Below are 24,839 nucleotides of genomic sequence, written 5' to 3'. Positions count from 1 at the left end.
ATGCGCAGCGGTTTGGTCATATCGATGAGGTTCGCAGGGGGAGGGTCGCGAAGACTTCGTGGTGCTTGCCAGGCGTTCGTTCGAATCCACAAACAGGTGCGTTCAAGCTAATCGAACTGCGCAGCTGGCAAAGGACCACTACGCAGGGCACCGGCCTACAACCCTGTCGAATGGCCCCGACGCGCGCGGGTGGACTGCCCGGTCGTGCGCGGGCGCGCAGGTTTTGCTGGGTGCTTGGATGTTTGGCGGTAGCTGACCGAGGCTTCGTCGTGTGCCGGCCGTGCGTTTCGCTCGCCGTGTTGAGACAGTTGATCAGACAGCCGGCCGAGGTGAGACGCAGTCTTCTGCAGCCGTCGAATCCCCGTAGAGCGGTCCGGATCCAGAACCTGCCGCGCATTCACGAGTCGGAGCGAAGCCGTGCTTACGCCAGCGACGGAGGTGGCTCCACCGTTGACCCGGATGTGTCCGGTCGCGTCAGACTCGCTGGCGGCAACGTTTTCGTGGACTGTTTCCAGCCACAGCCTTATGTCGTTGATGCTGTCATCCACCGTGGTTATCTCCAGCCAGCCAAGATCGCTGTCCAGGCCCTGCGCCCTCAACGCCTTTTGGAGCGTGTACTGGGCGTCGGCAAGGTATGTGAAGGCGTTACGGAGTCCGTCCTTTGCATCCTCCAGCGCGAACTTCCAAGTGCCGTCAACATCTTCGATTTCCCGCTCGGTCCAGGATGTGGCGTCGCGGCCGTGGGCATCCACGAGGTCCAGGAGGCCGTCGCGTTCGTCGGCACCGGGTAGATGGCGACGCGCCGTGGCCACAAAACCCAACGCGGACATGAGCCGTTCCCGGGCTATCAAGCACGCCCGAGCCAGTTCCAACGCTGCCGCTGCTTGCCGCTCCTCCGACGCGATCTCCGGGCGTGGATCCAGATCGCGCTGCGATGTCCGAGGCCCAATGCTGTCGTCGAGCGCGACCCTCGGGAGGCGATCGAATTCGCTTTCAGGCATAGCAACTCCCTGCTTCTCGCAGTGCAAGTGACTAAGCCGTCAACGTAAGATTCTACCAGCGCCTCGGGGCAGAGCTCACGAAATCGGCGAAATGCAGGCGCCTGCCATCACGGCGTTAGATCGGTCACGATCTCGACGCCACGGGATGGGAACAGCGTGCCGATGAGGAAGTCGTGTAGCGCGCTGATCGGGTCGGCGCACACCTGGCTCGCGACGCGGACCCGGAAGTCACGGTCTGCGGCATCATAGACCGTTGCGGCCACCATCGCGCTCGTCGCGACTTCCCGCGACGACAAGCATGCCGACACCGTTGCAGCGCAGCACCACGTCGAGGTCGGTCCCAGCGAACGCACTGGCCCGGCGTTTGGTGACGACGACGTCGCCGGGCGCCCGTCCCCGACCAGGATCGAGCTCGACACCAGTCGATCCCTGGTGGTAGTCGTCGTTCATGTCATAGATGGCATGAACGCCAGCGTTCTGCGCTGACACGTCGCTGCCGTTCGCACGGAGCTGTGTGCGAACGAACACGACAAGATGCCCACGTTTTCGGGCCGCAGCCGCCAGAGCGGCCGCGCGCGGAACAAGCTCAGCCGCGATCGGGTACTTGTGCGTGACACCTACCTGAAGATCGCCGATGACAACCGCCAACCCTGCCACAGCATTTGCGCCTCCTCGACTCGATAGCCGTATGGGCGTGGTCTCAGCGCGCCCGCCCTGCATGGTGTCCGTTTCGGCCTCTCCACATGATCCAGCCAACGGAGGTCTGGCGCCCAGACCGATCGACGTGCGTGGACTTTGGCACGCCGACCTCCAGGATCCGGGGTTCCTCGCTCAGGTGACGCGGGCTGCTGGAGGTGCTGTTGCAGTGTCCGACAGAGATGGCGCGACGAGGCCCACGGCCCCGGGGAGCCCCAGCCAAGCAGCGGATAGGGCCGTCGCTAACCCAATGCCACCACTGATGGCAGCGCCACCGACCACACCGCCGGCCGGTGCGCCCGCTTGCATAGTTGTCCTTAGCAATGCGAACACGTGACCGCGCAGATCACTGGGAACCAAGGCCATCCGGATGGTTTGGGCCCAGATCGTCATCGGTGCGCTGAAAGCCCCGACCAGAGCCAGGACTATGCACGTGGCGATCAACTGCGGGTGTAGAAGCAGTCCGCAGGCAGCGAGACCGGTGGCGAGCTGCGTGCCGGCGATGGCTCGGCCCAGGTTGCGTCGTACCGGCCAAACTCCTGCTGCGGCGGCGCCGAGGAGCTCGCCCGCGGCAAGCGCAGCGGTCATCGTTCCGAAGCCTGCGGCGCCGACCTTGAGCGTGTTGACGGCATAAACAGGGAGTACGACGGCCAGCGTGCCCAGACCAATGTTGCATCCGGCAAACATCAGCGTCGTGGATCGTATCGGAGCGCAACGAACAATGAATCGCAGTGCCGTCATCACACCGATGCCGTCCGACGTCCCGCTGACTACTTCTACTTGCCGCTGCATCAGCTTGAGGCAGATAGCGAAGACGACGAAGCTTGCGGCGTCGACGGCAAGCACGCTGCCTGGAGATAGAAACGCCAGCATCGCGCCGGCTAGTGCCGGGCCAGCGACCGAGCCCGCGCCGTACGAGATTGTCTCGAGGGCGTTCGCCGCGTTGAGGCTCTCGCTGTCGACCAAGTCCGGGATCAAGGTGGGGACTCCGGCCAGCGGGATCATCTTGGCCAGCCCGTACGACACCGCAACGACAAACGGGAGCCAACGCGGTGCATGACCAATCAGTTCGGCGACAGGCACCGACGACACGATGACAGCCCGGATCAGGCTGTCGGTGAAGAGCGTTCGAACGACACCGAACCTCGCCAGGATCCGGCCGGTCAGCAGGCCGCCGATCACCACCGGAGCCCCGAATGCAAAGACCAGCCAGCCCACACCGGTTGGCCCTGACTGACTAAGAACGAGCCAGGTGAGGGCGACCAGCGTCATCGCGTCGCCGAACGTTGACACGGTGGACCCGATCCACAGCAAGCGGTAGTCGCGCAGCTTCAGCGTGGTCAGATAACCCGCCATCAGTAGTCTCCAAAAGCTAAACTCGAAAGGTGAAATCGACGCAGATCGGTCTGATCGCATCTCTGGCTCATACGCCGGCGTGTGACATCAGCGCTTTCCAGCACCATCCGGGGCGCAGGCATCGCGACCCGAATGAGGAACTGACCGACGGCCCCGAACTCGTCCTGACCACTCGGGGTGGCTGGCACCTTCGGACGTCCGCCTCGAGCGGTGGCGTGACGGCGGACTGTCTCGTAGCACTCGACGCGAAGCAGGAGCTCCGGATCCGGCACGACGAGTCCGAGCCCCGCGATGCTCAGGTCATGATCAGCCTGAAGCCGGCCTTCGTCGACGCGCTGACGACGACCCACCGGGGTGACGGCGGACTGTTCGATCTGTCCCATTGTGGGATGAATAATCGCATCGACGCGGCCCGCCGGATGCTGCTGGACGAGCTCGCACATGACCGGCTCGCGCGAGAGCTTGCCATTGACAACTATGTTTCGATCCTCGCAGTCGAAGCACTCCGCGTCGAGCATGAGATGAAGGGCGTGCACGCGGCGCGGCTTCGGGAGTCGCGAGACTACCTCGAAGAACACCTCGGCGAGGCGATCGACGTGGTCGCGCTCGCGACCCGGGTAAACCTCAGTCCGGGGCACTTCGCCCGGCTCTTCCGCCAGCAGTTCGGAGTCTCGCCGAGGGACTACTTGTTGTCCGCACGGATGCGCCGCGCCGCAGAGCTGATCGATTCCGGCGTCGATCTGCAGACCGCTGCAGCTCAAGTCGGGATCCACTCGTCCTCTCATTTCCGGGCAGGGTTCCGCCGGTACCTCGGAATGGCACCAAGCCAGTGGAAGGCCCGCGGGCGACGATAGACTTGGTAATCACGTCCGTCGCCCGCATCGCCCATCGGCGACGGGACACCGGCGAAAGATGGTGAAAGACCGGCGGTTCCACTCATCGCAGCGCGTGGCGCGAAGGTCAAGGCCACTAGCTGCCTTGGTCCGCGGTGCCAGTTGTCGCGATATGCGCGGTAGCCGCTGTGGGGTGAAGCCGCGGCCGCGCCAGGTCGATGACCTGCCTGGTCTCACGGACCACCGCGTCTCGGATCGACTGGTCGGGCGCAGCAATTCCGTAGTGCTCGTAGGCCCAAACATCGGCGAGGAACTGTTTCGATTCCAGCGCAGTCCACGGACGCTCACGCTCTCGCCTGATGGCATCAGACGTACCGGGGGATTGTTGCCAGCGGCCATCATCCATTCGTTGATTGCTGTGGACGCGGTGGCCGTTCGGTCGGAGCACGGCCACCACATCAGCGAATTCGGTCTCGTCGACCAAGGCAGCAGCCTTCAACACACCCTCGTAGCACCTGTCATGTGAGCTCGCTGTGGCCATTTGCGCGAGTCCAAACGCTTGCAGCGCCAGCATATGTCGCTTGAGTCCACCGATGCGGCTGAGCGAGGCGTGCACCGCGATGAGCGCGACCTCGACCCGATAGCCAGCGGACTTGAACCGGCGAGCTGATGCAGCGAGTTCCGCGGGGTCGTACAGATCGGTCTCTATCACGGCGTCGTACCGTTCGGCGATCACCAGCGATTCGGCATGCACCAACCATCGTCGGCCGTCGAAGGTGACACCCTCGGCGGCGTCGAGGGAGTTGCTAGCGATCAGTGCATGGAAGTCGGGATGGTATGGCTCGTACGCGGACGACGCGAGAGTTACCGCTCGACCCCGGCGATCCAGAAGGCCACGCGTCAGTGCGGTGATCGACGCCTTGCCGTCACCAGGTTGGCCACCGATGAATACTGCAACGGGCCGATCTTGCTTGGTGCCGTTGAGTTGGTCGGGGACGATGCGCTCGCTAAAGATCCGCTGGCTCTCCACCTCGTCCAGCGCGTACTGATCCGGCGTGTTGTGTTCGATCGTCGCCATCTTTCTACCGCTATCGATAGTACCGTCGTCGGTCATAGGCTCATCCACGACCCATGGTTATCAACGATGTGGTCAGAGACCTATGCCTTTCAACTTCTCTCGAAGAACACCTGGGGGACTTGTGGGCTCTCCGCTGGAACAAAGTCCCTGATCAGCGACCGTGCGGAGGCTGACCTTCACATCGTTGTCGGTCAGCGGTTCGTGGCTGTCGAGCAACTTCTGATACGTGTTGAGCGCTCGTTCGGCCTGTGGTGAAGTGAGAGCGATGATCGCGCCGGCGGCCTCGCGGGCTAGGCCGCCGGCGAGTGGCCGTGCCGCGGCCTCATAGACCGCTCGCTTGATCTCGCGAATGTTCACCGCCGATCGGTGGGAGAGCCGCTCCGCGAGGTTGGTTGTGTACGGCAACAAATCGGTGGATGGGATGACGCTGTGCACGAGCCCGAGGTCAGCGGCTTCGGTGGCGGTGAGCCAACGACCCTCGAGCAAAAGGTCGAGCGCGCGACCGGTGCCGATCATTCGAGTCAGCCGTTGAGTTCCACCTCCGGCGGCAAGCATGTTCAAGGCGGACTCTGTCAACCCGATGTCGGAGCTGTCGTTGATGACCCGAATATCGCAGGCGAGAGCAAACACGCACCCCATGCCGAACGCGAGTCCGTTGATCGCGGTCACGATCACCTTGTCCAGCCGGTTGAGCCGATCCAGAGAGCCATAGATCCGCGCGAGGAGCATCGCCTGACGCGCTGGTGTCCGCCGGAGCAATTGGTCGGCTCCTGGCCAGCGCGCGGCTCCGCGAGCTAGGGCGGCTGCGACGCGAGCTGATTTGTAGCTCATTGACACCGGCATCGATCGCGAGGCGCGTAGGAGGTCACCTACATCGAAATGGGTCATGTACGAGTCTTCGACGCCTGTGAACAGAACTGCGCCGATCGAGTCGTCGCGACGCAGGGCTCGGGCGAGGTCGTCCAGTTCAATGCTCATCTGCTCGTCGAAGAAGTTTCGCGGTGGATTGTTAAACCGGACGGTCAGCAATCTACCGTTTTGTTCGAGGAGTAGACGAGGAATTACTGAAGCACTCATCGAACACTCCGGTGCTGCCAAAGTCGAGTGATTTCCTCAGTCAATCTGACGGCGTCCTCAACAGTGGACCACTCGACGTTCTCGGCCGTATCGGTCTCACGATGGAGATGCCCGATCCAGCCGTCATCGAGAGAGGCCAGCGATACGACTGGCAGGCCAGCCGCTCTCGCTGCGGCGCCATCGGTCGGATTGGGCAAGGCAGTCGACTGCAGTTCGAGTCCGGCGCGCTCGGCCGCGATCATCGCCAAATCTAGGTCTAGCAGGTCCAGCCGACCTGTCAGCCCCTCTCGGTTAGCCACCACGAGGTGGCCGGCACTGCCGACAGCGTCGAGGTTCACGACCAGTGTCGTCCGAGGATCCAAATTACGACCAGCACTGCGCAGCCACGCCCGCATCCCCGCACTGCCGACCTCCTCACCTCCTGGAAAGACCAGGATGACGCGGGTGTCTGACAGTGGGTCCAGCTGCCGAAGCCGCGCGAGCTCCAGCACTGCCGCCACGCCCGTCGCGTTGTCGTTGGCTCCTGGTGTCGTCTTGCTAGACATGGACTGCCAGGCCAGCAATCCCGCGGCGACCATGACCGCACGGGCAACATGCCGCGCTGCAGCTAATGGGGATGCCGCCGCAACCAGTGCTGCCAGTATCACTGCGTGAGTTGGTGGCGGGCTCCCGGTTCGACGCGCCAACGCGCGACTTGCTGCGATCGCCCGCGAATGCCATACCAAGCCACAGTGCGCTGCGTCATGATGAGCGGTCAGAACCAAGGTCTGTTTGGCGTTACCGGTGGGCTCAATCGTCGCGGACACTGACACTCCGGTCCGTCCTGGCAGCAGCGTCCGCAACCATTGACTGCGTCCACTGACGTCGAGCTCATACGAAACCGCAACTGCCGCCGACGCAAGACGGCCCGGTAGCGCCGGCAGCAGTGACGCGGCCGTTCCCAGCGCAAGATGCGTGAGATGTGCGGGCACCCAAGACGACTGACTGCGAAAGCGCATCTCAGTAATGTTGTCGGCACCGATCTCCCGCAATCGCCCCATGATCCATCGTGCGGAGGCTCGCTCTCCCTCGGATGTCGTCCGTCGATCGAGTCCTACGAGCGCTTTTACGTCACGCCGAAGACGATCAACCATGGCACCGCCGGTACCCATCGCCGGCGGTAGGTCGCTGCTCTGAGACTCAATCACATCAGACACACTACATACTGGCAGTATGTTTGCATACCCTCGGGATGTAGTGCGCAGTTCCCACGGTCGGTTTCAGCGCATGATCAGTGCAGCGAACAGCGCTCGGACCTCCTGGACCACTCGTTCGGAAGCCTCTGGTTCGTCTGCCCGCGACATTCGGAGCAATGCCGCCTCGATTAAGGCGGCCAGCAGCAGGTGAGCGAGGGTCGGTGGATCTGAGATCTCGATTCCGCCCTCTGCTGTCAGACGATTCAACGCGTCGGTGATCAGTGCCAGTCCGTACTGGCGATCGATCTCACGCACCCGCATCCAGCCAAGCACGCTTGGTCCGTCCTCGAACAAGATGCGCTGCACGCCTGATTCGGACACTGTGTCCAGGAAACCCGTCAACGCGACGTTTGCGGCCATCCAAGGATCGGTTTCTGCCGCCATCGCGGCAGCCACGTGGCTAGTCACCCGCTTCGCTTCGGCCTCGAACACCGCCTCGAACAATTCAGCTTTGCCGTGGAAATGGTGATACAGCGAGCCCTTTGTCACCCCGGCCCGTTCGCAGACCGAATCGAGGCTGGTGTGACCGTACCCCTCTGAGGCGAACAAGTCCCGGGCAGCGGACGTCAGTCGGTCGAACGCGGGCTCGGAACGTCTTGCGCGTTTGTCCAGCGCGCGATTGATTGGCGGCATGAACAGGATCCTAGTCCGCCTATTAGCGCGGATCTGTAGTGCCGAAAGACGGAAACCGCAGCCCGGGCTAACGCCACCGATGTTCGAGTCGGGAGTGGACATAGGGCCACTGCTCCACATCGTCGGCTACGTTCCGGCGTGATCCATCCTCCCGTCAACGTTCTCGCCGAACTCTGCGCCGTGACCTGGGTTGAGCGGCCCGGGGAGCGATACTCAGGCCACTCGATGTCGCGGCGTTCGCCCGCATCCGGGCCGATGGCAAGGAACTCCTGTCTGCTCTGAACTCTGACGAGCGGACGAATGGGACGGCGCTGAAAAAACGGCCCCGATCCGGTGGACGTCAGGCTCAAGGATTGCTGATCCACTCTGGAAGCCACACTGCTGCGCCCCCTGATCGCCTGACAGAGCGCTACAGCAACGTTCTCGGTCGTGGCGCTGCGGGTGAGCGCGACGGTCGTGTCGCTGGTGTCGGAGGCGCGCGATCCGCTCCACAACGCCGACAGTTAAGCGCTCGGGCGCGATTTCGAGGTCTCCGGCAACGATGTCGTCCGAATACTTCCGAGCTCATCAGGATCCGCGCGGCGACCAGGATCTCGGCTCGATAGACCTGCAGGTCGCGTACGCGATGTGGGCCAGCGGCCGACTTCCTCACACGGCGTAGGGAAAGCGCATACAACTGGTGACGCTTGACTGGCCGCGCTATCGTGCTACTGACCAAGTGGTCATTAGGCGCATCGCAATGTGGCGAACGTCGGTGTGGTGAGTGGGGGGCCGTCCCGGGTGAAAGAGGATCCATGGACAGGCAGACGATGCAGCAACGTACTGTTATTGACCTCGGCAACGTCGGAGAGTTGTCGGTATCGGTGTCGTTGAGCCCGTACGTATCGGTGCTCGCGGTGCTCGCAGATGTGATCGGCGGTCGGCGACAAGGGCTTCCAGAGCCGTGGCGGCGAGCCGTACGGCATGCCGTCGCGCCGGCCAACTACGCGGCGATGGCTCCGATTGTCCGGCCTGGAGAGTCAGTGTCACCGGACTTCATCGTGCCGCTGGAGCCAGTCGGCGACGTGCCTGTGCGGGACCAGGTTGAGCAACTGCGAGAGTCGTCGTTTGAGTCGTTGCTGACTGATCTGGATTCGGAGTACGGGCGGCGGGTTCCGCCGCAATGGCAAGCGGTTGCGCGAGCTCCACGGACTTGGGGCAACAATCTGGCAGGAGCGGTCTCGGATGCGTGGGCGGAGCTTGACCCCGCATGGCGCGGCGCACAGCGGCTGCTCGAGCGTGAGGTGAACCGGGTCGGCACCGCCGTCGTGCGGGGTGGTTTGGATGGGCTCCTCACCACGATCCACCCGCGAATCACCTATGAGCCTGGACGCCTGACGATGGCCGATCCAGATCCGGCTCGGTATGACCTGGCTGGACGTCGCTTGGTTCTGGTGCCCATGATTGCCGGTCGAAACGCCATGATCACCCGCTTCACGAGCGGACCGGAGGCACAGTGGGTGGCATATCCTGTGCCGGGAATCGACACCCTCTGGAACGGGCGTGGCACAGTCGGCACCGAGAGCGACGGCGACGTACTGAGCCTCATCGTGGGGCAGCGCCGAGCCAGCATCCTTCGCGCATTGCGCACCCCGATGACCATGCAGCAACTCGCCCGTGTCCTGGAATGTTCGCAGAGCACGATCACCTATCACTGCGACCAGCTGCACATCGCCGACCTGATCCGTCGCGAGCGGCACGCGCAACAAATGTGGGGGACGCGCACCGAGCGCGGCGACCGTATCGTCGAACTCCTGTCCGGCCGGGGGAGTTAGCTGCCGGAGTCGCTGGTACTTCTGCGAAGTTCGAAGGTCGTTGTCCCCGTGCACGTAGCGCGATCTACTGGATCAAGACTCGGGAGACCGAGTTGGTCCGCGGCATGACGATGTCCACAGAAAGGACTGATCTCTCGTGCCGAAATGGTGGGTCAAAATCGGCTCGGTTGCGGTCGCGCTGTGCGGTGGGGCAGCGACTTCGGTCGCAATCTTCGCTGCGGTCGCCGATGGGCACTCCTCGGTGACCTCGAACTACACGGGACCTGGGTGCCACCCTCGTTGCTTGTGATGTGCTGAGTTCTTCATCCTCCCCCCATGGGCCGCCTGCGTTCGCAGGCGGCCCATTCCCGTGTCCCGACTGTGCCACCGGGACCATGTGACCTGCCGGTACCGCGACATCGTTGCCCTGAGCCACCGTTGGCTGTCAGTCCGGTACTCCGTCAAGTTCTGCCTACGCGTGGCAGGGGAACTGAGGATCCTATGTGCGAAGGAGAAGTGGCCCACATTCCTGCGCTGGAATTGGATCCTAGCTATCGGTCGAAGCAGCCGTAGTGTCACTGTCATGACCACCATCGACACGACAGCAGATACGCCGGTCAAGATTCCGGTACGCCTCGATTTCGACGACAACGCTCCGAGGTTCTCGGCCGCCATGGGGAGCCTGGACGTAGCTGCGACCCACGAACTCGACCGCGTCGACTTCGATCGCCGGCTGCGTGAGCTCGTCCGTATCCGCGCGTCCCAGTTGAACGGCTGTGCTTACTGCATCGACGTGCACACCAAGGACGCTCGCACGCTCGGGGAGACTGAGCAGCGCATCTACGCGCTTCCCGCCTGGCGCGAAACTCCGTACTTCAGTGAGCGCGAGCGCGCGGTGCTGGCTTTCACCGAGGCGCTGACGTTACTGGCCGATGACCACGTTCCTGCCGCGGCCTTCGAGGCGATTCGTAACCATCTAGGTCTTGAGGAGATCGCGGCCTTGGTGAGTCTCATCACGGCCATCAACGCCTGGAACATGATCGCCGTCAGTACGCGGGCTTGGACACCTGGGTCTTATGAACCGTAGCCAGCAATTCGACCGCGGCACCTCCGCGTTCGTCGCGGTGTCGTTCGTCTGGGGATTGCCGTACCTGCTGATCAAGATCGCGCTGCGGGGATTCGAACCGGTGACGATCACCCTCGTCCGCACGGCTCTCGCGGCCTTGCTACTCCTGCCGATCGCGACCAAGCGCGGAAGCCTTCGTGATGTGTGGCGTTGTCGCTACGGGATCGGACTGTTCGCGCTGGCCGAGTTCATCGTTCCCTGGTACTGCATCCCGACCGCGGAGACACGGATCTCCAGCACGATGACTGCGATCCTGATCGCTACGGTCCCCCTCGTCAGCGGGTTCATCGCGATCACGACCCGCCGATCGACGCTCCGCGAGGTCAAGCCGCTCGGTCTGCTGATCGGCGCCACCGGCGTGGTGATCCTCTGCGGCATCGACACCGCCGGCCTCAGCCCGGTCGCGCTCGTCGAGATGGGCCTGGTCGTGATCGGCTATGCACTCGCCCCAATCGTCATCACTCGCTATCTCGGCGACATCGACAGCGTAGTCGTCGCAACTGCGTCCCTGGCTTTGTGTGCGCTGATCTACACCGTTCCAGGAGTTGTTGCCGTACGCAAGGTTCCTACCGTCGGTCAAACGACAGCCCTGGCTGCCCTCGCGATCGTTTGCACAGCCGTCGCGCTCCTGCTGTTCTTCACTCTGGTCCACGCCTGGGGACCCGTCCGTGCCACGATCATCACATACGTCAATCCGGCGGTCGCGTCGATCCTCGGAGTACTGCTGCTCCACGAATCCTTCCGTGCCAATATGGCGGCGGGCCTCACCCTCGTTATCCTCGGTTCCCTCTACGCATCGAGGCCCCGAGCCTCCACAAGAGCGCACGAGCGCAGGGCAGAACCCGCCATCCAGCCACCAAGCGGCTCTTGACTCAATTACGCGCCCTTGCTCGCAGGTGTGGCGAGGATGGCCACCTCCCGCGGGCCGGCCGGGACGCGCGCCCGCCCGCCGGTCGTTCCGTCCCGCATGATCCGTGGTGCCGCTGACAATGTTCGAACTGCCGACGGAGCCGCTTGAACTACCGGTTCTTGCTGAGCCGACCCCTCGTCAGAATCCGCACACTTTTCCCTTCGCCGCCGCTGTCATTCCTGGCGGCGCCGCGGTCGGGCATTCCTTGGCGGCATTGCTGAGCGTTCAGCACGTTTGTGCGGAATGCTTGCCGGCAGGTGGACGCGTGAACAAGAAGGCAACCTTCAGCTATCGACCTGGGTGGGGCCCCGGTTCACACGGCTTACGACGCTCGCCGCCGCCATAAACCGTGCGCATCAGGACCGATACCTCACATGACCCACCAAAGGTCAGCGCCCACGTCCACGCTTCTTGGTTTCCTTCGCCTCGAGTCTTCCAAACGCCTTTTCCGCTGCACTGTTGGCTCGTCTCTCGACCCTCTTCTGGTTCCTTGTCGCCCTGTTGACTTCGGTCGCGGACTCATGGAGCAGTTTGAAGTAGTTCGGGTCGGGGTTCACGCCGTTGATCTCTTGCATTGTCGACTGAGTTTCCCTCGCGGTCCTCACCCGTCCCCTTGCGGCTTCGATCTTACCTCTCCGCTCGGCCTCAATCTTCTCTACGCCTTTCTCAAACCTGCTCTTTCGCCATGCCATTCGGACCTCCTTCGTTCATCATCACGAGAAACGGCCGAGCAAGCCACCGGGTCATGAACTCGTGATCGTGTTTGTGTGGGGTTGAACCGGAACGGCGGGGAACTACCTCCGCTCCTGCCTGAGAGGAATCTCGGGTACGCGGCTTGCGACGTTCAAGCCGCCATCGCAACCGTTCATTCGGCGCGGCTGGGGTTGATCGGTTCAAGGTCAGCGTCCGCGTTTTTTCTTGCCATCTTTCTGTGTCTTCGCAGTCCGACGGCTTCTTCCGGCGGTCTCAGGGTCTTGGTACATGCGATCCACGGCGTCAGAGGCAGCCTTCCGCTGCTGATCCTCGACCTTCCGGACGTCCCATGCTGCCTTTCTGGTCTTCTCGCTGGCGCGGAAGCCACGGTAAGACGTCGGCTCATTTTGAGCGTTCTTGGCGGCTCCCAATTTTTTCTGCGCGGCCGACAGGCTCCTTTCTGTTCGCGCGCGGGACGCAGTCTGATTTTCGGGCGAATCTGGATCACGCCTCTTTCTGAACGCCATTCAAACCCCTTTCGTCGTGATTGTCCGTGGATCTTGTTATGAACCCGATTGGTGGGCAGGTAGTGAATGTGCCCAGCGCTGCGCGGCGACGAGTCGTAGATGCCCGTATTTACCTCGGACGGTTGGAATGCAGTCCGCAGTCGAGGGACAAATACTCGCAGAGTTGTCAGCAGAGCTCCTGCCGTGGACGGACTGCGACGTTTGCCGGCGCCGCAGACTGTTCGCCTCAGGGCTAGCTGCGCGGTCCGCCGGATGGGTGCCGCTCGTGCTCGCGTGATCTCGGTCAGTTTCTTAGCGACTCCAGCCTGTTTTGATCGCTCTCCGAGCGTCTCTGCCCGCCGCGGCTCTCGCCGTAGCCTTCATCTCACGCACTTCTTCTGCGGCCACGTTCCTCGGTTCCATGACGGCCACGCTCCGTCCAAAACGTCGCGTCTAAGCGTGACCCAGAGGTCTCTTGCGTGGATTTCGGCACTGCAGGAACCTCCCGGGGATCCGATGTCCCAGGATCGCTATTCGAAGATATTCGAAATGCCATGACACCCTTCCGTCTGAGTCTGGTACTACATGAGCTAGCCGGTGTGATTATATCGGGACGGAAGTTCAAGATGTAGGTCACCGGACTGAATTCTGGAACTGACAATTTGCTCTGACAGAGGTGGTTGTTGGTTCAATTTGTTGCTGTGGGCATGTTTGTGTTGACACGGAAGATGACGGTGACTTCAACTGGGTTGAGGTGGCGCCGAAGGGGAGAATGACAGTGAGTTTCTGGATCTGTGCGACCTGTGCGGTCGAACATTCCGAGCAGGTCGAGGTCTGTGCGATCTGCGCCGACGAGCGGCAGTGGGTGCCCGCCGACGGCCAGCACTGGACCACGCTCGAAGAGCTGGCCGGCACCGAGGTGACTATCGCCGAGGTGGAGCCCGGCCTGTACGGCATCCGCTCGAAGCCGCCGGTCGGGATCGGGCAGCAGTCGATGCTGCTGACAACGGACGCGGGCAACCTGCTCTGGGACCCGATCGGGTACGTGGACGACGACGCCGTACGCCGGGTCCGCGAGCACGGCGACGTGGTCGCGATCATCGCCAGTCATCCGCACATGTACGGCGTCCAGGTCGAGTGGAGCCACCGTCTCGGCGACGTACCGGTGTACGTCTCGGAGCCGGACAAGGAATGGGTCGCCCGCCAGGACCCGGTCATCCAGACCTGGTCGGGCACACTGACACCGCTACCCGGAGTGACCGTTCTTCAACCAGGCGGTCATTTCCCGGGCAGCGCGGTCGTGCACTGGCAGAACGGTGCCGAGGGCAAGGGTGTGATCCTGTCCGGCGACACCATCTTCGCCAACCCCGACCGCACCTCGGTCAGCTTCATGCGCAGCTACCCGAACCGCATCCCGCTGTCCGGTGCAGTAGTAGACCGAGTCGCCCGCTCCCTCGACCCCTATAACTTCGACCGCCTCTACAACAACTTCGGCGCCAGCATCCCCGTCGACGCCAAGACAGTAGTCCGCCGCTCAGCCGACCGCCACGCAGCCTGGACCCGCGGCGACTACGACCACCTCACCTGAGAACCCGCCAGTGTCGTCGCGGTTAACAACAGCCCGAGACAAGCTCCTTCAGGGCGCGTTCCCGTCGAGCTCGAGCATGTCGACGAACGCCCGGGTGGCGGCACTTGGTCGTTCGCCTGCGCGCGTCACGACGCTGAGCTGCCATCGTGGGGCTCCTTCGCCGAGCGGGATCAGCTTGACCGGCATTCGGTACTTCGCGACGGAGCGCGGGACGATCGCCACACCGAGGCGGTTGGCGACGAGTCCGAGAACTGTCCTCAGATCGTTGAGTTCGAAGGCCATTCGCGGCCGGACGCCGGCCGCGGCGAAGGCGCGGTCGATGACGATGCGAGCAGCCCAGGACGGGGAGAACCCGATGAAACATTCATCGGCGAGGTCGGCGAGGCTGATCTTCTTCCGGGTCGCCAGCCTGTGTGCGGGCGGGCAGGCGACACGCATGGCCTCGTCGCTGATCACCGTGACATCGAGCCCCTGTAGCTGGTCAGGTGGGAGCGCGACGAAGGCGAGGTCCAGGACGCCTGCGCGCAACTGCTCGATGAGCGTCGATGCTCCGGCTTGCCGGAGGTCGATCTCGAGGCCCGGATGCTCGCCATGGAAACGGGCGAGCACGGCTGGCAGATCGATTGGCTCGAGTACCTGCATGATCCCCATCGTGAGGTGGCCGCGCAGCAGCTGGCGCACTCCCGCGACAGCGTCTCGCGCACGCTGTGCGGCTGCGAGCGCGGAGCGAGCGTCGGTCAGGAACTGCCGCCCGGCTTCGGTCATGGCGACGTGGCGGGTGGTCCGGATGAAGAGCTCGGCGCCGAGCTCGCGTTCGAGCGAGCGAATCGACGAGGAAAGCCCCGACTGGACGATGTGGACGCGTTCCGCCGCCCGGCTGAAGTGGCCTTCCTCTGCCACTGCGACGAAGTGTTCGAGCTGCCTCAACTCCATGGACTTATCTCCTGACCAGATGAATGCTATCTCTGCTTTCTGTTGCAGAGCTTACCGATCCAGGGCAGCATTCATACCGCAGCCAGAAGGAGAAGGACGATGTGTGCTGATCACCGACGCGTCGCCGCGCGTCGGCGGGTGCTGCGGTCGTCCGAGCGTTGATGGTTGTGCGAGATCCTCAGTGCTCTCCCAGCCACGAGGATCTCGCTTTTGCGTTCCGAATGCGGTGTGGGTATTGCGCGCTCGCTACCGCCTCTTGGTGGACAGGCCACAGTCGTCGGGAAGGACCTGGACCGGCGACTGTGGCTTCTCGCGTCTGGCGATGGCCAGCGATGCGCTGACAACCGGTTGGCGGTCATCGATCCAGAAGGAGGATGGTTTGAACACAGCTGATGCTTTGCCCACGAGGAGCGGGCCGCGTCCCAAGACGATCGGTCCAAACCCGCACGCGCAGGTTTCCGACCAGTCCCCGCCAGACCTCTGGGATGCATTGGCCGCACGTGCTCTCGCGCTCGACGGTGTGCACGGAGGGGACAGTCTGGTGTCGGTCCCGGGCGCGGTGGCGTTCATCCTGGACGAGCTGAGTGCTGCCGGGCCGCCGGAGGCATTTCAAGCAGAGCGCGAGTTCGCGCACCTGCATCCGGTGGCTGACGGGAGTCTGCACATGACCCTCCCCACCGATCTCGCGCGCGCGGCATTCGATGCGGGCTGGGGCGAGCCGCACCCGCGCAGCGGCACACCGCTCATCTTCGGGCCTCGCGACGAAGATGAGCTCAACGTGGTGTGGCTGCTGCTGCAGGCCTCGTACGCGTTCGCCAAGGGCGAGTACTGAATCCCACAGCACAGAACCCCGCAGTCAACGCCCGTCGGAGCCGACAACGTCGGCGTCCCAGTCGCTAGTGAGAGCCGGATTCACATGGTTACGTTGTACGAGTTCGCTGGTGGCCGTGAGCCACTGCGAAAGCTCATCGATACATTCTATTCTTCTGTCCTTGCCGACCCCCTCCTGCAGCCGCTGTTCGGTTCTGGTAAGCCCAGCCACGTTGACCACCTAACAGACTTCGATGCCGAAGCCTTCGGGGGGCCTGACACGTTCACCCGCGAGCTCGGATTCCAGCACCTGGTAGACGTTCATCGCGGCCTCGAGATCACGGATGCTCAGCGGGAGCGGTTCATCGAGCTCTACATGGCTGCCGTCGACAAGGTCGGCCTCTCCGACGATCCTGCCTTCCGTCAGGCTCTTCGCGAGCATGTCGAGTTCGGCACGACAGTGGCCCAGCAGAACTCCCATGCCGTCACCGATGACCAGCTCCATCCGCTCAACGCGGTGCCTCACTGGACGTGGCCCGGCCCGACCAGCACGGAACCGGCCGATCCGCAGGAGGCCTCATGATCCGTGGGAAACGGCGAGACCTAGACGCTGACCGAACGACGTCCAAGAAGACGCTTCGCAGCACGCGCATCTACTAGCGTGTTGAAGCGGCCGGCGTCGTGCCAAAGGGAGACAGATGAGTAATCCACCGTGGCCACCGCAGGGGCCACCGTACCCTCCGCCGCCGGATCCGCAGCAGGGGTCATCCAACCCCGGATGGGGAGGACCCGGCGGCTCGTCGGGTCCTCAGCCGCGCCCTCCGTCGAAGACGCCTAAGCTGCTGGCAGTGCTCGCAGGCGGGCTCGCTGCGCTGGTTCTGATCGGGGGAGTTCTGGTACTGCGATCCCACGGCGATCGCAGCGCATCCGCAGATCCACGCGTTTCGCCGTCGGCAGCATCCGGCCAGCCGAATGCGTGGAACAACCAGCCCACGAACCCTGTGACCGGCATGACCACCGCTCCGGCGCCAGTCAAGCCCACCGCTATCAGGACGTCGAGACAGCCGAAGCCGATACGGACCATTCCACCTCCGCCGAGCGACAGCGATCTGCTCACCAAGAACCGGCTCTACTCGGTTGGTGCCATGCGGTCGATCGGATGTCACGAACCGAAGGTGAAGCCGATCGCGCTGGCTGCGGTGCGGTCCTACTACACCTCCCTCAAAGCTTGTCTCGACCGGGCCTGGCCAGCCACGGTCATGGCCGCCGGATACCAGTTCCGCGTACCGCCGATGACTATTTGGTCCGGCGCTATCCAGACGCCTTGTGGTGCCAGCACCAAGTACGTGTCGTTCTACTGCGGCGGCGACGAGAGGATCTACCCCAGCGGTGAGGAGATCGTCTACGTCTACCACAACTGGGGAACCGTTCAGGCCCGCAGGTGGGCGACGCATGTTCTGCCGCACGAGTACGGACATCACATTCAGGAGCTCTCGGGGATGTTCCAAGCCTATGGGCGTTTGTACAACCAAGCCCCAAGCGCGGCGTCGAAAGATCAGCTGACGCGGCGGTTGGAGCTGCAAGCGTCCTGCCTCGGTCACATGTTCCTGGCTGCCAACAAGAACAGCTACCCCTACACGTCACAGATGCTGCACGACTGGAGTTGGCGGACCATCACGATCGCCAACCACGGCAGCGTCGCCAACCAGCGCTATTGGATCAGCCGTGGCATCGCCCTGAAACGCCCCGGGGCCTGCAATACCTGGGCCGCCCCGGCGGCTCGGGTGTCATGACTCCGTAGGAGATGGGTCGTCCCGCGGCTCGGGCCCGAGCCGCGGGACATCAGTCGTGCTGCCGATCGAAGAGTCGCAGGCGGTACGCCATGGCGGCGGCCTCACCGCGGGTCTTCACCGAAAGCTTGTGCAAGATCCGGGACACGTGAACGCTTGCCGTCTTGGATGACATGTACAGCGTGGTGGCGATGTCGTTGTTCGAGAATCCTTCGCTGAGCAGCCGCAAGACCTCTGCCTCGCGCGAGGTCAACCCAACCTGCTCGGCCGACGGTTTCCCACTCTCTGCGGTCGCCGGGTTCGCGTCCGCTATCAGCACTCGACTTCGCTTCGCCAAGTGCTGGATCTCAGTCGCCAGCAGCCTTGCATCCAATAGCTCGCAGATCTTCAATGCGCGCCCGAGGTTCCGGCTCGCGAACGCCTTGTCACCTGCGTTGAGCGCGACTTCGGCTGCTCGCAGCAGGCTGAGTGCCAGCGGGTAAGGGTGACCAGCTACCTCCCAGGATGCCGCCGCCCCCGTCCACAGCGGACTGGGGGAGATGCCGGAGTCGAGCTCCGCGTCGAACTGTTGCGCGGATGCGACCCACTGCGGGCGGTCGGTCCGGAGCTTGCCGGCGAGATCCTGCATCGTGGAACGGAAAGTACGGTCGACTGCGTCGGGGCGCAGTGTTCTGCTCAAGGCGGCCGCAGACTCGACTCGGGCACCGGTGTTCAGCAGCCGCCAGCTCGCGGAAACATGTGCGGGGGCGCCAGGAAGCGCGAGTCCGGCGATGACAGCCCCGACCGCCTCATCGACACGATGATCCGCGAGAGCAATTTCCGCACTCAGACAGGCCCGTGTGACAAGGGATTCCTGGTCGAGCTGGCTATGGTTCAGCAGCTGGTCTGCCCAGGCGAGGAACTGCCTGGTCGTGTCCAGATCCCCACGGGCCAGCGCGAGATCGGCGAGAGACAGGCGTGGAGACGCCGCGAACGCGCCTGGATGATCGACGTCGACGATCTCCATCAGCTGTCGCTCCGCGTCGTCCCACCGGCCGAGATCGATGAGGGCCGACGCGAGTGAGTTGGCGATCCGGCAATACTCCGTCCGGAGAAGCCCGGTCTCGCGGGCGAGGGCAAGGCCAGCCGGTGCGACCTCGAGTACCTCGTCGAGAAGCCCGATCGACATCAGCATGTGGCACAGGACGTCATACGCGATCACCGCACCGTGGCGATCGTCGTGCAGATCCGCGAGGGCCAGAGCGACTTTGACCTCCTCGATGCTCGCGTCGTCGAGGCCGGCATGTCCGAGCGCGAGCCCCAGCGCGGTGCGCGCCCGCACTTCGATTCGAGCGTCGCCCAAGTCCTGCCCGAGCTGCATCGATTCGCGGGCTAGATCGGCGGCGTACTGAGAGTCCCCTGCGGATGCGAGGGCGAAAGCGCTCAGGGAGAGAATGCTTGCTCGTATGTCGGATATTCCAGACGGCGCCATCCGTACAGCCTCATACAGAACCTCGCCGGCTCGCTGATCACCGAGAGACATCAGGCACCCGCCGCGTTTCGCCGTCAGCAAGGCGGTCCGTTCACTGTGATCGCCGACCGGTGCGCTGGTGAGCGCCCTGTCGATGAGGTCCACCGCGAGCGCATGCTGTCCGGAGTACATGGCGGCGTCGATGACCTCGTCCAGAACATCTGCCAGGTCGGACCGTGGCTCGGAGAGTTTCGGCCAGAAGTCGAGGGCGCACTTGAGCATCGTGACCCTCTCGGAGTGCGCGAAAATCCTTCCGGCGGCGTCCGCTGCTGTGAGCAAGCTGGGTACTGCACGATCGGCGTCGCCAACACGCCACCAGTGATGCGCGAGCTCGGACGGTTGCTCGAGCGCGGGCACAAGACTTGGCACATCTTCGAGCGCGTGCGCGTAGCGCCGGTGAATCTCGATGCGTTCGCCCGGCAGCGTCGACTGCACGACGGCGTCGCGAAGCAGGGAATGGCGGAAACCGTAGTCGTCGCCCTCGACAGACAAAACGCCGAAGTCGACCGCCTGCCTGATCGCGCCCAGCAGTTGCTCCTCCGGCATCGTGGCGACTGCGGCCAGCAGCCGGTGCGGGATGCGATGTGCGCCCAGTGCGGCGATCTGAACCACGCGCCGCGAGATGCGATCAAGGCGTTCGATCTGAGTCGTCAGGACGTCTCGCAGCGAGTTGTCGATCGTCTGGGGTTCGCTGGCCGTCTCCATGCGAGCAAGTTGCTCGATGAAGAACGGATTGCCGGCGGACCGCCGAAAGATGCGCTCCGCAGCCTCCGCGGCCGGGAGCGATTCGAGCAGGTTGGAGACCATCGCGAGTGTCTCGGTGCGCGAGAGCGGCCCCAGCTCGATTCTGGTCACGTGCCGGAGCCGATCCCATTCGCCGAGGAATCCGCGAACTGCCTCGGGTTGCCGGTTGCCTTCGGTGCGGCAGGTGACCACGATCAGGAGCGAAGTCTGGCGCATGCCACGGGCGAGCACATCGAGGATCTCCCGCGTCGATCGATCGGACCAGTGAAGATCCTCGACGATCAGCACTAACGGGCGATCTGTCAGCAAGCGTTCGAACAGCCCGACAAGCTCTGGGAAAAGTCCGTCCGCGGCATCGGGCTCGCCCGCGTCGGGCGACAACTGAAGGCCGGGAATCAAGCGGGTAAGGCGGCCGCCACGAACGAGAGCGGCGATTCGCTCCCGGCCGATTTCATCGGCGAGACCTCGCAGGGCCTCGAGCACGGGCGCCAGTGGCAGCCTGTCCGCTCCGAGTGGAACGCAGCTGCCCGTGAGCACTCTGACACCGGCCGCCCTGGCGGTGGCGGCGATCTGATCGGCGAGACGCGTCTTACCGATGCCGGCTTCGCCGCCCAGCACGAGCACCTGGGATTCGCCGGCCAGAGTCAGCCGGAGAGCTGAGTCGAGAAGCCTGCCTTGAGTCTCGCGCCCAACCAGCTCGGTGCTCCCGTGATGATCCTGCACAGTCTCATTGTGGACCATCTCGGGCAGGCGTAGCGCGCACGTTCACATCTCTCGAACTAAGGCGTTACTGCACGGTAGGTAAGGCAAAGCCGGTCGTATCGGGTAGCAGACGGTGGATTCGCGGGATGGTTGCGGCGGGCGACGATCTCAGCAGTCTTAAAGAGCCGGAGCATCGGCCGGCAGTGAAATGGAGGTACCTATGTCCGACGCGTCCACACGCCTGGCCATCATCTACTACAGCGCCACCGGCAACGTTCACGCACTCGCCAAGCGGGCTGCGCACACCGGGGAGAAGATCGGCGCTGAGGTCCGCCTTCGGCGGGCGGCGGAGATCGCCTCGGAATCGGCGATCGCGTCCAACCCCGCATGGTTCGACCACCTTGTCGACACTCGCGACGTTCCCGCCGCGGTGCCGGACGACATGGAGTGGGCCGACGCCGTACTGTTCGGTACGCCGACCCGTTTCGGCAATGTTTCAGCGCAGCTCAAGCAGTTCATCGATCAGCTCGGTGGGCTCTGGTCTGAGGGCCGCCTGGCCGACAAGGCGTACGCCGGTTTCGTCTCGGCTTCGACACGGCATGGTGGCCAGGAGACAACGCTCCTCGCGCTCTACAACTCGGTCCATCATTTCGGTGGCGTGCTCGTGCCTCCGGGCTATACCAACCCGAGTGTCGTGAATCCGTATGGCGTGTCCCACGTGAGCAATGACGGCGCGCCGAGAGACGAGCACTTCGCCTCGATGGATCACCTGGTTGAGCGCCTCGTTCGGTTCGCGCAGTTGATCCGTTCGGCTCGAGCCTCGGTCCGATGAATGTCGCGGTGTTTGGTACGGCAGGGATGCCCGAATGAACTTCGATGAACTCAAGATTGATCGACGGTTGCTCGATGCACTGAGTGGGCGCGGGTTCACGACCATCCACGTGAGCACCGGCGCGGAGGCACGCGACGCCGTACTGGAGCTGCTGCCAGGCGGCTCCTTGGTCGCGCACGGGAGCTCGGCGACCCTGCAGCAGATCGGCTTGGTGGAGGAACTGCAGAGCTCGCAGAACCTCCGCTATGGCAATGCGGATTGGATCGCCGAATCCGATGCAGCGCGGCGGACGGAGATTCGCAAACGCATCTCGATCAACGCGGACGTATACCTGGGCAGCGTGCAGGCCGTTACACGAGACGGGCAGGTTGTGGGTGCTGACCTGACTGGTAGTCGCCAGGCCTTCTACACCTTTGGTCCGGCGAAGGTCGTCTGGGTGGTCGGAGCGAACAAGCTCGTCAAGGATCTCGAGGCGGCGATCGCGCGGGTCTACCAGGTGGCGCTTCCGCAGGAAGACGCGCGAGTCAGGAGCATCGGCTGGGGAGGCAGTGCGGTGAACAAACTTGTCGTCTATTCCGGTGAGCCGGTTCCGGGCCGCACCACGATCGTCCTCGTCGACGAGAACCTCGGCTACTGATGCAGAGCACTCACAGAACTCAAGTCTGAAGGGAGCGGATCATGCCTGATCCCCTTGAAGTAGCTTCGCACGTGTACACGAAAGTGTTCGAGAACGAACGCATCCGTCTGCTGCAGTCGCGCCTGACGCCGGGCGACACGACTCCGATGCACAGTCACCCCGACATCGTCGTATACAACCTCGAGACGGGCCGGCTGCGCTTCCACACAGCGTCCGGTGAGACGGAAGAGGTCGAACTCCCAGTCGGCACCGCCTGGTGGCACGACGCGGCAGAGCACGCAACCGAGAACGTGGGCACGACGGTGATCAGGTCGCTGATCTTCGAATTGAAGGCACCCTAGCCACCGCCAGTTCAGCCGCTGACTGCTGGAGGAAGGAGATCTGGCCCGAACGCCTGCACTGCTTTGCGGGCAGCTCGGGCTAGCTGCTGCTGCTCGCTGTGCGGCCAGCTTGCGACGGCGGCCGCGAACTGTGCGCCAGCCAGTCGCCGGAACTCGTTAACTACTTGGCGCCCTTCGTCGGTGAGTGCGATATGGACGATGCGTCGGTCCGCCTCGTCGCGGACGCGGTGCACCAGCCCCTTGGATCCAAGTCGGTCGACAAGGCCCGTGATGTTGGTCTTGTCGCACGCGAGCAGTCGGGCCAGGCCGCCGGAAGTTCGCTGGCCATGATCGAGGGCGCAGACGAGCTGGACCTGCTGTGGCGTGAGGTCCAGCTCGCGGCACACGCTCGCGCGCAAGCGCTCGACGGCGAGGCCCAGAGCAATCAGACCCTCCGAAAGGAGTAGGCCGTCGTCGATGGGCATGCTCCACAGTGTAGACGATCGATGGTCATGTTGACTGTTGAGATCATCAACTTTAAAGTCGATGATCTCAACTAGTGATGATCTCGACAAAGGACTGCTGATGGCTCGACGAGTAGTGGATCAATCGCAGGCGCAGCCCCGTCAGGAGCAGCCCCACCCCCTGAGTGGCTCACCCGCCGATCCACCACGGCAGGGGCACCGATGGGGAATCCTGGCCGTACTCTGTGCTGCCCAGGCGATGGTCTTCATCGGCGTCTCCATCATCAATGTCGCGTTGCCGACCATCGGCGCCGACCTCGGCATCGGCGCCGGGCAGTTGCAGTACTTGGTAACCGGATACGGCGCGACGCTCGGTGGACTGCTGATCCTCGGGGGACGCCTGGCTGATCTGATGGGTCATCGACGGATCCTGGTGACCGGTACGGCGATCTTCGTCATTGCTTCGGCACTCGCGAGCCTCAGTCTGAACCCGCCAATGCTGATCGGGGCCCGAGTCGTCCAAGGGATCGGGGCCGCTCTATTGTCTCCAGCCGCACTTGCAGCGCTCAACGAGGCATTCCCCGGAGGCCGTGACCGTTCCCGGGCATTTGGGATCTGGGGCGCGCTCGGTGGCCTCGGTGCTGTCGCAGGCGTCATCCTTGGAGGCGTGCTCACCCAGTCGCTGGGATGGCGTGCAACATTTCTGATTAATGTGCCAGTCGGTGTGCTCGTCCTCGCTGGCATCCACTACACCGTCCGTCCAAGTGGCGCCGCGATCGAACGCCGGCCGGTCGACGTTGCCGGCGGTGTTTTCATTGCAACCGGTCTCCTCGCGGGATGCCTTGGCCTTGGCGAGGTCAGCGAGCAGACCACAGTGCTGGGATTCGTGCTTCTTGCGGTGGGGATCGTTCTGCTGGTTGCGGCGGTCCTCGTCGAGCGCCGCGTCGCTCACCCCATCGTGCCCCCGAGCGTGCTGGCCCGCAGCGGCGTTCGCGTGGTGCTGGTGCTGACGATCCTTGCCTTCGGTACCCTCCTCACGCTGTTCTTCTTCGCAAGTCTTTACCTCAACCGGGTGCTCGGTCTCACGCCTACGCTGACTGGGATCGCGTACCTCCCGATCGCGATGAGCGTCATTGTGGGCTCGATCGCGGGATCGCGTCTCGTTGAGCGCTGGGGTCCTGCAAAGGTCGAAGTTCTCGCGTTCGGTCTCACGGCGGCGGGAACCGCCGCGATCGGCGCGTCGGCTCCGCTTGCCAGCTACCCGTTGTCGCTGCTGCCGGGATTCGTCATCGCGGGACTGGGGATCGGATCCTCGTTCGTCGCGCTGCAGATCGCGATCATGCGCGATGTGCCGAACTCGGAAGCCGGCGTCATCGGTGGCATCCTCGGCGCTAGCCAGGAAGCGGGGGGAGCGCTCGCGTTTGCCATCTCCACACTGATCGCGTTCACCGCTGAGTCCGTTCTTTCGGATGCCGTGCGGCTCGGGTTCGTCATCGCGTGCGTGTTCGCCCTGCTTGCGCTGGTTGTCGCCGCAGCGTCCTTGCGCGATGACGCCGTCCGGCGCTAGCTGGT

General features: G+C 63.7%; 23 protein-coding genes. 12 read left to right on the top strand and 11 right to left on the bottom strand.

Annotation, left to right across the window (positions count from 1 at the left end; translation table 11 throughout):
* Positions 1-155: 155 nt before the first annotated feature.
* The 3 genes from EV650_RS15670 to EV650_RS15660 all read right to left on the bottom strand — a co-directional run bounded on the left by EV650_RS15670 (position 156) and on the right by EV650_RS15660 (position 3,053).
* Positions 156-1,001, bottom strand: coding sequence for a hypothetical protein (locus EV650_RS15670; RefSeq protein WP_134119478.1), 846 nt, complete (start codon positions 999-1,001; stop codon positions 156-158).
* A 243-nt stretch (positions 1,002-1,244) separates the two neighbouring features.
* Complete coding sequence (locus tag EV650_RS41335; RefSeq protein WP_255512050.1) at positions 1,245-1,721, bottom strand: cysteine hydrolase family protein; 477 nt, start codon at positions 1,719-1,721, stop codon at positions 1,245-1,247.
* A 111-nt stretch (positions 1,722-1,832) separates the two neighbouring features.
* Complete coding sequence (locus tag EV650_RS15660; RefSeq protein WP_166678145.1) at positions 1,833-3,053, bottom strand: MFS transporter; 1,221 nt, start codon at positions 3,051-3,053, stop codon at positions 1,833-1,835.
* Positions 3,054-3,082: 29 nt separating this feature from the next.
* On the opposite strand from EV650_RS15660, the gene EV650_RS15655 reads away from it, so the two are divergent.
* Complete coding sequence (locus EV650_RS15655; RefSeq protein ID WP_134119476.1) at positions 3,083-3,907, top strand: helix-turn-helix domain-containing protein; 825 nt, start codon at positions 3,083-3,085, stop codon at positions 3,905-3,907.
* A gap of 115 nt (positions 3,908-4,022) precedes the next feature.
* Here the strand turns inward: EV650_RS15655 and EV650_RS15650 are convergent, their stop codons facing one another.
* The 4 genes from EV650_RS15650 to EV650_RS15635 all read right to left on the bottom strand — a co-directional run bounded on the left by EV650_RS15650 (position 4,023) and on the right by EV650_RS15635 (position 7,909).
* Positions 4,023-5,000 carry a zeta toxin family protein gene (locus EV650_RS15650; protein ID WP_134119475.1) on the bottom strand — a complete coding sequence of 326 codons (978 nt, stop codon included), beginning with the start codon at positions 4,998-5,000 and terminating at the stop codon, positions 4,023-4,025.
* A 36-nt stretch (positions 5,001-5,036) separates the two neighbouring features.
* Complete coding sequence (locus EV650_RS15645; RefSeq protein ID WP_134119474.1) at positions 5,037-6,041, bottom strand: enoyl-CoA hydratase/isomerase family protein; 1,005 nt, start codon at positions 6,039-6,041, stop codon at positions 5,037-5,039.
* On the bottom strand, positions 6,038-6,688 hold the full coding sequence (locus EV650_RS40365; protein WP_166678144.1) for a M28 family metallopeptidase: 651 nt from the start codon (positions 6,686-6,688) through the stop codon (positions 6,038-6,040). Before EV650_RS40365 ends, EV650_RS15645 begins: the two co-directional genes overlap by 4 nt.
* Before the next feature lie 612 nt (positions 6,689-7,300).
* The gene (locus EV650_RS15635; protein WP_166678143.1) at positions 7,301-7,909 is read right to left on the bottom strand and encodes a TetR/AcrR family transcriptional regulator; all 609 of its coding nucleotides are present in this window, start codon (positions 7,907-7,909) and stop codon (positions 7,301-7,303) included.
* A gap of 794 nt (positions 7,910-8,703) precedes the next feature.
* On the opposite strand from EV650_RS15635, the gene EV650_RS15630 reads away from it, so the two are divergent.
* The 3 genes from EV650_RS15630 (at position 8,704) to EV650_RS15620 (ending at position 11,699) form a co-directional block, all read left to right on the top strand.
* Positions 8,704-9,723, top strand: coding sequence for a winged helix-turn-helix domain-containing protein (locus EV650_RS15630; RefSeq protein WP_134119471.1), 1,020 nt, complete (start codon positions 8,704-8,706; stop codon positions 9,721-9,723).
* Between the two features lie 562 nt (positions 9,724-10,285).
* Positions 10,286-10,789 (top strand): carboxymuconolactone decarboxylase family protein, encoded by a 504-nt coding sequence (locus tag EV650_RS15625; RefSeq protein ID WP_134119470.1) that lies wholly within the window; start codon positions 10,286-10,288, stop codon positions 10,787-10,789.
* Positions 10,779-11,699: a DMT family transporter gene (locus EV650_RS15620; RefSeq protein WP_134119469.1), complete on the top strand. Its 921-nt coding sequence runs from the start codon at positions 10,779-10,781 to the stop codon at positions 11,697-11,699. The genes EV650_RS15625 and EV650_RS15620 overlap by 11 nt, the downstream gene beginning before the upstream one ends.
* A 428-nt stretch (positions 11,700-12,127) precedes the next feature.
* On the opposite strand, the gene EV650_RS15615 is transcribed toward EV650_RS15620, so the two are convergent.
* Positions 12,128-12,430 (bottom strand): hypothetical protein, encoded by a 303-nt coding sequence (locus EV650_RS15615; protein WP_134119468.1) that lies wholly within the window; start codon positions 12,428-12,430, stop codon positions 12,128-12,130.
* 1,285 nt (positions 12,431-13,715) lie between these two features.
* Between EV650_RS15615 and EV650_RS15610 the strand changes: the two genes are divergently transcribed.
* Entirely contained in the window at positions 13,716-14,525 is an 810-nt protein-coding gene (locus EV650_RS15610; RefSeq protein ID WP_134119467.1) for an MBL fold metallo-hydrolase, read from the top strand.
* A gap of 48 nt (positions 14,526-14,573) precedes the next feature.
* Here EV650_RS15610 and EV650_RS15605 read toward each other — a convergent pair whose 3' ends face one another.
* The gene (locus EV650_RS15605) at positions 14,574-15,458 is read right to left on the bottom strand and encodes a LysR family transcriptional regulator (RefSeq protein WP_134119466.1); all 885 of its coding nucleotides are present in this window, start codon (positions 15,456-15,458) and stop codon (positions 14,574-14,576) included.
* A 322-nt stretch (positions 15,459-15,780) separates the two neighbouring features.
* On the opposite strand from EV650_RS15605, the gene EV650_RS15600 reads away from it, so the two are divergent.
* The 3 genes from EV650_RS15600 to EV650_RS15590 all read left to right on the top strand — a co-directional run bounded on the left by EV650_RS15600 (position 15,781) and on the right by EV650_RS15590 (position 18,061).
* Positions 15,781-16,290: a luciferase domain-containing protein gene (locus tag EV650_RS15600; protein WP_202874522.1), complete on the top strand. Its 510-nt coding sequence runs from the start codon at positions 15,781-15,783 to the stop codon at positions 16,288-16,290.
* Positions 16,291-16,383: 93 nt separating this feature from the next.
* Positions 16,384-16,851 (top strand): group II truncated hemoglobin, encoded by a 468-nt coding sequence (locus EV650_RS15595; RefSeq protein ID WP_202874520.1) that lies wholly within the window; start codon positions 16,384-16,386, stop codon positions 16,849-16,851.
* Between the two features lie 427 nt (positions 16,852-17,278).
* Positions 17,279-18,061 (top strand): neutral zinc metallopeptidase, encoded by a 783-nt coding sequence (locus tag EV650_RS15590; RefSeq protein ID WP_166678142.1) that lies wholly within the window; start codon positions 17,279-17,281, stop codon positions 18,059-18,061.
* A 49-nt stretch (positions 18,062-18,110) separates the two neighbouring features.
* Here EV650_RS15590 and EV650_RS15585 read toward each other — a convergent pair whose 3' ends face one another.
* The gene (locus EV650_RS15585) at positions 18,111-21,035 is read right to left on the bottom strand and encodes a helix-turn-helix transcriptional regulator (RefSeq protein ID WP_166678141.1); all 2,925 of its coding nucleotides are present in this window, start codon (positions 21,033-21,035) and stop codon (positions 18,111-18,113) included.
* 199 nt (positions 21,036-21,234) lie between these two features.
* Here EV650_RS15585 and EV650_RS15580 point away from each other — a divergent pair, with 199 nt between their 5' ends.
* From EV650_RS15580 to EV650_RS15570, 3 genes are read left to right on the top strand one after another with little or no spacing between them, the layout of a single operon-like run.
* Entirely contained in the window at positions 21,235-21,846 is a 612-nt protein-coding gene (locus tag EV650_RS15580) for a flavodoxin family protein (protein ID WP_134119462.1), read from the top strand.
* A gap of 34 nt (positions 21,847-21,880) precedes the next feature.
* On the top strand, positions 21,881-22,483 hold the full coding sequence (locus tag EV650_RS15575) for a lactate utilization protein (protein ID WP_134119461.1): 603 nt from the start codon (positions 21,881-21,883) through the stop codon (positions 22,481-22,483).
* A 41-nt stretch (positions 22,484-22,524) separates the two neighbouring features.
* On the top strand, positions 22,525-22,824 hold the full coding sequence (locus EV650_RS15570; protein WP_134119460.1) for a cupin domain-containing protein: 300 nt from the start codon (positions 22,525-22,527) through the stop codon (positions 22,822-22,824).
* A gap of 11 nt (positions 22,825-22,835) precedes the next feature.
* Here the strand turns inward: EV650_RS15570 and EV650_RS15565 are convergent, their stop codons facing one another.
* Positions 22,836-23,288 (bottom strand): MarR family winged helix-turn-helix transcriptional regulator, encoded by a 453-nt coding sequence (locus EV650_RS15565; protein ID WP_134119459.1) that lies wholly within the window; start codon positions 23,286-23,288, stop codon positions 22,836-22,838.
* 61 nt (positions 23,289-23,349) lie between these two features.
* Between EV650_RS15565 and EV650_RS15560 the strand changes: the two genes are divergently transcribed.
* Positions 23,350-24,834: an MFS transporter gene (locus tag EV650_RS15560; RefSeq protein ID WP_134119458.1), complete on the top strand. Its 1,485-nt coding sequence runs from the start codon at positions 23,350-23,352 to the stop codon at positions 24,832-24,834.
* Positions 24,835-24,839 lie beyond the last annotated feature (5 nt).

Source organism: Kribbella kalugense, assembly GCF_004365875.1.
Lineage (GTDB): Bacteria > Actinomycetota > Actinomycetes > Propionibacteriales > Kribbellaceae > Kribbella > Kribbella kalugense.
Note: the sequence above shows the minus strand (reverse complement) of the source record. Positions and strands in the feature narration are given on the sequence as shown.

Excerpts from the sequence above, each read along its gene's own strand:
- EV650_RS15670 (WP_134119478.1), bottom strand. The coding sequence starts at position 1,001 with ATGCCTGAAAGCGAATTCGATCGCCTCCCGAGGGTCGCGCTCGACGAC.
- EV650_RS41335 (WP_255512050.1), bottom strand. The coding sequence starts at position 1,721 with ATGCAGGGCGGGCGCGCTGAGACCACGCCCATACGGCTATCGAGTCGA.
- EV650_RS15660 (WP_166678145.1), bottom strand. The coding sequence starts at position 3,053 with ATGGCGGGTTATCTGACCACGCTGAAGCTGCGCGACTACCGCTTGCTG.
- EV650_RS15650 (WP_134119475.1), bottom strand. The coding sequence starts at position 5,000 with ATGACCGACGACGGTACTATCGATAGCGGTAGAAAGATGGCGACGATC.
- EV650_RS15645 (WP_134119474.1), bottom strand. The coding sequence starts at position 6,041 with ATGAGTGCTTCAGTAATTCCTCGTCTACTCCTCGAACAAAACGGTAGA.
- EV650_RS15635 (WP_166678143.1), bottom strand. The coding sequence starts at position 7,909 with ATGCCGCCAATCAATCGCGCGCTGGACAAACGCGCAAGACGTTCCGAG.
- EV650_RS15630 (WP_134119471.1), top strand. The coding sequence starts at position 8,704 with ATGGACAGGCAGACGATGCAGCAACGTACTGTTATTGACCTCGGCAAC.
- EV650_RS15625 (WP_134119470.1), top strand. The coding sequence starts at position 10,286 with ATGACCACCATCGACACGACAGCAGATACGCCGGTCAAGATTCCGGTA.
- EV650_RS15620 (WP_134119469.1), top strand. The coding sequence starts at position 10,779 with ATGAACCGTAGCCAGCAATTCGACCGCGGCACCTCCGCGTTCGTCGCG.
- EV650_RS15615 (WP_134119468.1), bottom strand. The coding sequence starts at position 12,430 with ATGGCATGGCGAAAGAGCAGGTTTGAGAAAGGCGTAGAGAAGATTGAG.
- EV650_RS15605 (WP_134119466.1), bottom strand. The coding sequence starts at position 15,458 with ATGGAGTTGAGGCAGCTCGAACACTTCGTCGCAGTGGCAGAGGAAGGC.
- EV650_RS15600 (WP_202874522.1), top strand. The coding sequence starts at position 15,781 with ATGGCCAGCGATGCGCTGACAACCGGTTGGCGGTCATCGATCCAGAAG.
- EV650_RS15590 (WP_166678142.1), top strand. The coding sequence starts at position 17,279 with ATGACCACCGCTCCGGCGCCAGTCAAGCCCACCGCTATCAGGACGTCG.
- EV650_RS15580 (WP_134119462.1), top strand. The coding sequence starts at position 21,235 with ATGTCCGACGCGTCCACACGCCTGGCCATCATCTACTACAGCGCCACC.
- EV650_RS15575 (WP_134119461.1), top strand. The coding sequence starts at position 21,881 with ATGAACTTCGATGAACTCAAGATTGATCGACGGTTGCTCGATGCACTG.
- EV650_RS15570 (WP_134119460.1), top strand. The coding sequence starts at position 22,525 with ATGCCTGATCCCCTTGAAGTAGCTTCGCACGTGTACACGAAAGTGTTC.
- EV650_RS15565 (WP_134119459.1), bottom strand. The coding sequence starts at position 23,288 with ATGCCCATCGACGACGGCCTACTCCTTTCGGAGGGTCTGATTGCTCTG.
- EV650_RS15560 (WP_134119458.1), top strand. The coding sequence starts at position 23,350 with ATGATCTCAACTAGTGATGATCTCGACAAAGGACTGCTGATGGCTCGA.